The sequence below is a fragment of the Bradyrhizobium sp. F1.4.3 genome (assembly GCF_040548375.1).
Classification (GTDB): domain Bacteria; phylum Pseudomonadota; class Alphaproteobacteria; order Rhizobiales; family Xanthobacteraceae; genus Bradyrhizobium.
Genome location: NZ_JBEPRN010000027.1, coordinates 40,810 through 48,654, shown reverse-complemented (window position 1 = coordinate 48,654; position 7,845 = coordinate 40,810). Strand labels below are relative to the sequence as shown.

5 protein-coding genes are annotated in these 7,845 nt (G+C 58.0%); 3 read left to right on the top strand and 2 right to left on the bottom strand.

From position 1 onward, the window contains the following. A partial coding sequence (locus tag ABIB73_RS36030; protein ID WP_354232049.1) for a hypothetical protein occupies positions 1 to 389 on the top strand: 389 nt, incomplete at its 5' end. An 841-nt stretch (positions 390 to 1,230) separates the two neighbouring features. Here the strand turns inward: ABIB73_RS36030 and ABIB73_RS36025 are convergent. Together ABIB73_RS36025 and ABIB73_RS36020 are read right to left on the bottom strand one after the other, a co-directional pair. Next, positions 1,231 to 2,631 carry an aminotransferase gene (locus tag ABIB73_RS36025; RefSeq protein ID WP_354232037.1) on the bottom strand — a complete coding sequence of 467 codons (1,401 nt, stop codon included), beginning with the start codon at positions 2,629 to 2,631 and terminating at the stop codon, positions 1,231 to 1,233. Between the two features lie 10 nt (positions 2,632 to 2,641). After that, positions 2,642 to 4,153, bottom strand: a complete 1,512-nt coding sequence (locus ABIB73_RS36020; RefSeq protein WP_502918482.1) for an NAD-dependent succinate-semialdehyde dehydrogenase — start codon at positions 4,151 to 4,153, stop codon at positions 2,642 to 2,644. A 156-nt stretch (positions 4,154 to 4,309) separates the two neighbouring features. Between ABIB73_RS36020 and ABIB73_RS36015 the strand changes: the two genes are divergently transcribed. Further along, positions 4,310 to 4,786: an Lrp/AsnC family transcriptional regulator gene (locus tag ABIB73_RS36015; protein WP_231144083.1), complete on the top strand. Its 477-nt coding sequence runs from the start codon at positions 4,310 to 4,312 to the stop codon at positions 4,784 to 4,786. Positions 4,787 to 5,426: 640 nt separating this feature from the next. Next, a complete protein-coding gene (locus ABIB73_RS36010; protein WP_354232035.1) occupies positions 5,427 to 7,106 on the top strand; it encodes an MFS transporter in 1,680 nt (559 codons plus the stop codon). Positions 7,107 to 7,845 lie beyond the last annotated feature (739 nt).

Sequence of the window (7,845 nt, the reverse complement as noted above, 5' to 3'; positions counted from 1 at the left end):
CGCCCTTGACGGCGGCAAGCGCCACCTTCGCCTTGAAGGCCGGTGTGTGGTTCCGGCGTGCTCGTCTGCTCATCGTCGCTCCTGATTCGCAGGCATCAGCGTGCCCGCTGTCAGGCAGAAACTCCACTTATCGACCTGTTCAAATTTGCGGAGCCGGCTCTTCTTGGCGAACAAAAGCACCGCTGTTTATCTTTAGTGAGGGTTTCAGCCCGCCTTTTCTTGAGGCCAGTATAGAACATCTCTGCCGTTCCAAAGCGGATTGGATACTCACTTTAGGTTTCCTCAATCGCTCTTCGGATGTACCCGAAAGCAAGCTCCTCACGGATCTAATGATGTATGTCGTTCCGCCTGCAAGATGGGGCGAGGTATTCGCGATCTTCGTCAAGTAGCTGAGTGACTGCTTTGTCCTCACAGAACCGGGCATCCGGCTTTCCCGCACCCGGCGGACTTCGCCTTGCGGCTGCCCAGATGCATGCCGATAGACGTCAGCGCCATTCCAATCGCACGCGCTCACTCGGCGCGGAAATAGACCATTTATACGCGCGAAGCACAGGCGGCCCTCGCCCTCGACCGTCGCATCCCGCGTCAAGACGATTAAGAGAGGGCTGTCGCCCCGGGCGGGCACATTCAGTTCGTGACATTTAGCGCCGCAATTTGTCACAGGCTGCTCGAACCCAAGCTGTGACGCCGCGCTGCACCCCGGCTGGTCTGAAGCCATTCGAAAGCGCGGCGAACCATATCAGGTTGGTGAAGCGCGCACACCGTCAAATTTCAAATGATTTGTGAACCTTGCCGGAAAAGACCTTCGGTCAATCGAATGTGGCCTGGAGACGATTGCAGCCGAGGTGAAGATCACTCGCCGGACTCGACCCTCATTAGCAGCTGCGTCGGATCGAACGAATAAAAGCGAGCCATCCGCGTGGGTGACGAGCCTATCATGTCCCCCACTCGCTAAGTAACCAGGAATTCGCTGCAAAAATGACGATCCCATCGACTTTTGGAAGTGCAGCAGATGCGATCGCGAAGAGACGGTGGTCAGCAAATGCAATGGGGCCGGTGCGTTGATATGTTGGCGCGACGCTTAACGCGGGACGCCGCGCAGGCGCTTATGCTCCTTGCTTCAGTCATTAACCAGTTTTGCGTCTCGGCTGCGCTTCCGTGATCATGTCTGACGCCTGGCGCTAGTAGTAAGTTCCCGACGACGCTCATGCAGCACATGCTGCCCACTTCTCAAGACAGACCCGATTCCTTTGTAAGTTCGTCCATTACTTGCTTGGTCGCCTGATATGCAAGATCGACTATTTCATCGATCTCTGCCTCGGACACAACGAGCGGTGGAGCAAAACCAAGTATGTCTCCGTGCGGCATCGCTCGCGCGATAAGTCCTCGATCACGGGCAGCCTTTGAAATGCGAGCACCTACTTTTAGCTCCGGATCAAATCTCCGTTTGGTCTGACGATCCGCGACAAATTCCACAGCGCCAAGCAAGCCTACGCCTCTGACTTCTCCAACGATCTCGAGCTGCGCAAACCGCTCCTTAAGCCGTCGTTGCAAGTGCGTGCCGACGGTCTTAGCGCGGTCGCTTAGCGCCTCTTTCTCAACAATGTCGAGAACTGCATTTGCTGCTGCGGCCGCAATCGGATGGCCGGAGTACGTATATCCATGCGAAAAAGCCCCAACGCGATCGGCTCCTTCTTCCATCACCTTATATACCTTCTCGCCGACAATGGCGGCAGAGAGTGGTACATATCCGGAGGTCAGCCCCTTGGCCACAGTCACCAGATCTGGCTCGATTCCATAGAGTGTGCTGCCGAAGTCGGCACCGGTTCGGCCAAACCCACAGATAACCTCGTCAGCGATCAGAAGAACGTCGTAGCGACTGAGCACGGTTTGGATTTCTTGCCAGTACCCAGCAGGAGGCGGCGTAATACCGCCCGTGCCGAGCACCGGCTCTGCGATGAAGCCGCCGACTGTCTCTGGACCCTCTCGCAAGATTAGTTGTTCAAGCTCCGCTGCACGCCGGCGAGAAAAGGCCTCTTCCGTCTCGCCCGGCTCAGCACCCCAATAATGATGCGGCGTTCCAGTGTGCAGAATACCAGGGAAAGGAAGATCCATGTGATCGTGGTAAAATGACATGCCGGTCATCGAACCAGAAATAACCGAGCAACCATGGTACCCTCGCTCGCGCGAGATAATCTTCTTCTTCCTGGGCTGGCCGCGTAGATTGTTGTAGTACCAGACGAGCTTTGCTTGCGTTTCGTTAGCGTCCGATCCGGACAGCCCGTAGAAGACTTTGCTTGGCTTGCCCGGTGCCATTCGCACGAGACGATCCGAAAGAGTCGCCAGCTCTTCCGTCGTGTGCGCCGCGTACGTGTGGTAGTAAGCCAATTGATATGCCTGCCGCGCAATAGCTTCTGCGACTTCGGTCCGACCGTAACCGATGTTGACGCAGTACAGCCCCGCAAAGCCGTCGATGTAGTTTCGACCCTCGGCGTCGTTTATGCGAATACCTTTGCCGCCCGTAACGATCGTGGGATCGCCCATTTTGCCGCTGGCGAAGTCCTTGAGGTGAGTGAAAGGATGCAGAACACTGGAGCGATCTCGTTCGGCGATGGCCTTGATATCAATCATGTCACTTCTCCTAAGATGCCAGATCGCCGAAACAGACGTACTTGAGTTCCATAAATTCGGCTAAGCCGTGTCGCGAGCCTTCTCGACCAAGGCCAGATTGCTTCCAGCCGCCGAACGGAATAGGTGGCCCTGTGAATGAGGCTGTGTTGATGCCGACCATACCGCACTCGAGCCGCTCAGAAGCCCGAAGCGCCCGACGCAAGCTGTCGGTGTAGACGTACCCGGCTAAGCCCATTTCGCTGGCGTTGGCTCTAGCGACGACCTCTTCTTCGGTGTCAAACGGAAGGACTGCTGCGATTGGGCCAAATGTTTCCTCAGAGGCAATGAGCATATTCTCGGAAACTTCAGTGAGCAGTGTCGGAGGAACGAAGTTGGGGCCGGCAGTGGCGCCCTGATGGGCCGACACAACGGTGGCTCCCTTTTTCACCGCATCATCGACTTGGGCCCTGCACTTGTTGGCAACAGATAGCTTGGTCATAGGCCCGATATCTGTTGTCGGGTCCAGTCCATGACCGACTCGCAGTCGAGCCATTTCTGCAGCAAACGCCTCGACAAAGGCCCTATAGGTGCCCTTTTGAACGTAGATGCGGTTAGCTGCCAGACAGTCCTGACCTGACGTCGCGAATTTGGCGGCCATCGCGCCCTTAACTGCCTTCTTGAGGTCCACGTCATCAAAGATGATAAACGGGGCATGGCCGCCTAATTCCATCGAGACCTTCTTCACCGTGTCCGCCGCCCCTTGAAGGAGATGGCGGCCGACCTCTGTAGAACCTGTGAACGACAGGGCCCGCACTCTCGTATCGTGCAATAGAGGCGTCGCCAGTTCGATTGGATCGCCCACCAGAACTTGAAACACGCCGGCAGGGAGTCCGGCCTGTTCGGCCAACCGCGCAATGGCGAGCGCAGAGAGCGGTGTCTCTGGAGCAGGCTTTACAATGATGGGGCAGCCAGCGGCGAGCGCGGCCCCGGCTTTTCGCGTAATCATGGCGACAGGGAAATTCCAAGGCGTAATCGCAGCCGCAACACCAATTGGCTGCATTCGGACGTGAAGGAGACTGCCGGGCTTGTGGCTTGGGATGGTCTCTCCGTACGCTCGTTCTCCTTCGGCTGCGAACCACTCAAGAAATCCTGCCCCGTACTGGATTTCATGCCGCGCCTCCGCAAGAGGCTTACCCTGCTCGCTCGTGACGACGACAGCGAGTTCATCAGCATGTTCGAGTATTAAGGACGCCCAAGACCGAAGGATCGCCCCCCGTTTTGCTGGCAACAATTCGCGCCACGCCGAGAAAGACCGGTCAGCCGCCGCGATCGCGGCATTCATGTCAGCCGCGCTGCAACGCGCAACCTCTGCAATCTGTTCGCCGGTCGCCGGATCGACGACGACGTCTCTTCGGTGGCCCGAAATCCACCGGCCGTCCAGCAGCGCAGCCCCTGCCACAAACTCTTTGCGCAAAGTCTGCAGACGCTCCTTAGCAAGACCGACCAACTCGCGATTTTCCTGCCGAAGAGTTTGAAGGGCCATTTGCGGGTCCGACACCGTCAATTGTTGAAATTTGTTGTGCATTCAGGATACTGGTAATCTCAAGAGATTTGCGGCGCATTTCTTCGATGCGCTAACGATTTCCTGCAACGGACGTGCGTTCGGAGACGGAATACACCTGAGGGCTGGAGCTTAAACATGCGATACGACCGGATAGACGCGCGCATCCTCGAGATTGTGCAGAAGAACAACCGCCTGACGTCCGAGGTGATCGGCGAGATGGCTGGGCTGTCTGCTACCGCGTGTCAACGCAGGCTAAAGCGACTTCGCTCAGAAGGTATCATCGAGGCCGATGTCTCGATCGTCTCGGCAAGGGCGGTCGGACGACCGATCCAGATGCTCGTCCTAGTGAGCCTGGAGCGCGAGCGTTCAGACATCATCGACAGGTTCAAGAAAGCTATCAAGTCGTCAGCTGAAGTCGTGAACGGATTTTACGTAACCGGCGATGCTGACTTTGTTCTCTACCTTACCGCCCGTAGCATGGAGGAATATGAGCAGTTCACTCGACGGTTCTTCTATGAGAACCCGGACATCAAGGGTTTCAAGACGATGGTTATAATGGACCGGGTAAAAACCGGTTTCGCCGTTCCGATCGAGATGCCGGACGAAGACTGAGCAGCCCTCGCATCGTTCCCATGCCGCGCATTTTTTCCTCACGCATTCGCATACAATGCTCAAAAACCTCACCGTTGATCCACTATTTTATGAATCTGCCAAGCCCTTAGCTGAAGTTGTTTCAGCTTTTTGAAGGCAATTGCAGCTTTACCGATAAGACGTCTCATGCGGTGGCTTGATACGTTCGCTCTGGCGAGACGATGCAAATTGAAAGAACGCGGTGGAGATTTAACGACGGTACGGTAGACGAGCTAGTGTGGCCTCGCTCGAACGTCCCGCTCCTCTGCCCTCGTGTTCGATCATCACAGCATGCGACATCGAGATCGCTGAGATCAGAACATCTCCGAGCTGACGCTAAGAGCTGGCCGGGGAGTCTGGCGGAACTCCGCGAGCTTTCCGCGACCTCAAACAAATTGACATGGCAACTGGCCTGGTGCTTGTCCCGCTTGCAACGACTCGGTGCGGCTTGCGCGCAATGTCCCAAGGACCGGGTTTCCAAGCGATCTCAGGACCGTCTTGTCGCGTGGAAGCTCGTTGCATTTGAGCTGACCGTATTAGGTCAGTCGTTGCCAGCGCCGAATATATCTGAGCTTAGAACGCCCCTCATCCGACCAGCCCCCAGACGCGCAGCAGGCACGAGATGACTGATTCGCGGAACTCGCGCATCTTCCGCGCCGACGGGATCACCGCACCGCTCCAGCATGTCACGTTTCGGCGCATCTGGATTGCGAGCGTGCTCGCCAATCTCGGGGCTCTAATCCGGAGCGTTGGAGCAGCTTGGGCGATGACGCAGATGACCTCGTCGGCAGATAAAGTGGCGCTGGTGCAGACTGCTCTATTGCTACCAGTCATGCTGATATCGGTGCCTGCCGGCGCGATCGCCGATATGTACGACCGTCGCGTGGTAACCCTCATCTCCGTTGCGATTTCGTTCGCTGGCGCGACCGCGCTGACGACGTTGGCGTGGGTCGGCCTAGTCACGCCGAACATGTTGCTGGCCCTGTGTTTCGTCGTCGGCAGCGGAATGGCGCTGATGGATCCAGCTTGGCAGTCCTCGGTCAGTGAGCAAGTTCCTCTAAAAACGCTCCCCGCGGCCATCGCGCTGAACAGTATCAGTTACAATATTGCTCGCAGCGTGGGCCCCGCGATCGGCGGTATCCTCGTTGCCACCGCTGGCGCGGCCGCTTCGTTCGCCGTCAATGCGCTGCTCTATCTGCCGCTGATGTTGGCGCTATTTCTGTGGAAGCGCATCCCCGAACCCTCGCATCTACCTCCCGAGACGCTGAATCGCGCTATCGTTACCGGGATCCGCTACATCGTTAACTCGCCCTCTATCAAGGTCGTGCTCGGTCGCACCATGGTGACGGGCGTGATCGGCGGAGGGATCGTCGCGCTTATGCCTCTCGTCGCTCGCGATCTGCTGCAAGGTGGCGCACAGACTTATGGGACCATGCTCAGTGCCTTTGGTCTAGGCGCTGTGATTGGCGCGCTTAATATTACGCAGGTGCGTAAACGCCTGAGCGGCGAAGCGGCAATCCGTGCCTGTGCGCTTTCGATGGGCGGCGCGATCACCGCGGTCGCGCTGAGCCGCGAGCCGATATTAACGGCCATTGCGTTGTTCCTCGCCGGAGCTGTGTGGATGATCGCATGGGCGTTGTTCAACATTGGGGTCCAGCTATCGGCGCCGCGCTGGGTCGCGGGGCGCGCGCTTGCAGCCTATCAGGCGGCGGGATCGGGTGGGATTGCTGTTGGCAGTTGGGTGTGGGGCTCTCTGGCTGACGCCACTGGTGTGCAGACCACGCTTCTGATATCGGCCGGTCTAATGTTAGCCTCCCCGCTCTTGGGGTTCTGGCTACGCATGCCACGCGTAAGTACTCGTGAGGAAGATGCCGAGATGTTGGCCGATCCCGAGGTGCGTGTTGCACTTTCCGCACGCAGTGGGCCGCTTGTGGTCGAAATCGAATATCGTATCGCCTCGGAGGATGCGCGCGCGTTTCACAATGTGATGCAGGATGTACAGCTGTTTCGCCAGCGCAGCGGTGCTTATGGGTGGTCCATCGCGCGCGACGTCGCCGATCCCGAGCTTTGGACCGAGCGCTATCACTGCCCGACGTGGCTTGATTATCTGCGGCAGCGCAATCGCTCGACTAAGTCAGAGCGCGCTCTGGATGAAGCGGCGGCGGCTTTCCACATTGGTCCTCAGCCCATGCGGGTTCGCCGCATGCTCGAGCGTCCGTTCGGATCGGTGCGCCGGAGGGAAGATGAACGTGAACGGGCCGCGAAGGACGTCATGCCGCGCCCAGGGACTGCTTGGAGCTGAGAAGCAAGGCATGCCTGAGCCCAACGCAGACAGGCCGCACGACAGCGCCGCATTTGCGCAAAGGCGCCCGTAGCTAGACGCCTGCATCCGGATCTGATGTCCAGTGTGAGTTCGGTTGGCGCCACCGGTCCAGATAGTTACGACTGTTCATTGGAGTGGCCGCGCAACTTCGCTTGATCCGCGTGCCTCAAAAGGATCTCCTTACCGTTGGCAACTCGGTCGTTGCGCTTGACGAATTTCGGTCTGGTGAGCTCGGAGGACGAGCAGGGAAAATTACGCTCGAACCGTATAATCACTGACCAGCAACATCCATTCGTTGTCGGTAGAGTCGGGCGCTGCTGGCCATTATGTCGCCTGAGATCGCCGAAGTTGTGACTCTGGATGAACAGGTCGGTTTGCTCGGCAATCTGGCGGATGATCTCTTCCCTTCCGGCCTGGCGTTCTTGACGGGCGTCTGTTGCGCTTGCCAAGCTAGTTTGTCTGCCGTGCCCCGGCATCGGTCGGGTAAAGAGGCTGAAGGCTCGCCGGTCGTTCCGTTGCCTGCAGCCCCTGATCACCTTCGTGCCGCGGTCGCCGAGCGTTTGCGTCGACGAACGCCCGCGAGCACACGCGCGAGGTCAACGAGTTGATGGCTAAACGTGGCAAGGCGACAACGGATGATTCCGGAGCTCACGGTTGACGGCTTCGACAAAAAAAGGGGCCACCCCCGAAGGAGTGGCCCGCCAAGTCAGGGAGGAAA

Coding starts and splice junctions, on each gene's coding strand:
- ABIB73_RS36025 (WP_354232037.1), bottom strand. CDS start 2,631: ATGATTGATATCAAGGCCATCGCCGAACGAGATCGCTCCAGTGTTCTG.
- ABIB73_RS36020 (WP_502918482.1), bottom strand. CDS start 4,153: ATGGCCCTTCAAACTCTTCGGCAGGAAAATCGCGAGTTGGTCGGTCTT.
- ABIB73_RS36015 (WP_231144083.1), top strand. CDS start 4,310: ATGCGATACGACCGGATAGACGCGCGCATCCTCGAGATTGTGCAGAAG.
- ABIB73_RS36010 (WP_354232035.1), top strand. CDS start 5,427: ATGACTGATTCGCGGAACTCGCGCATCTTCCGCGCCGACGGGATCACC.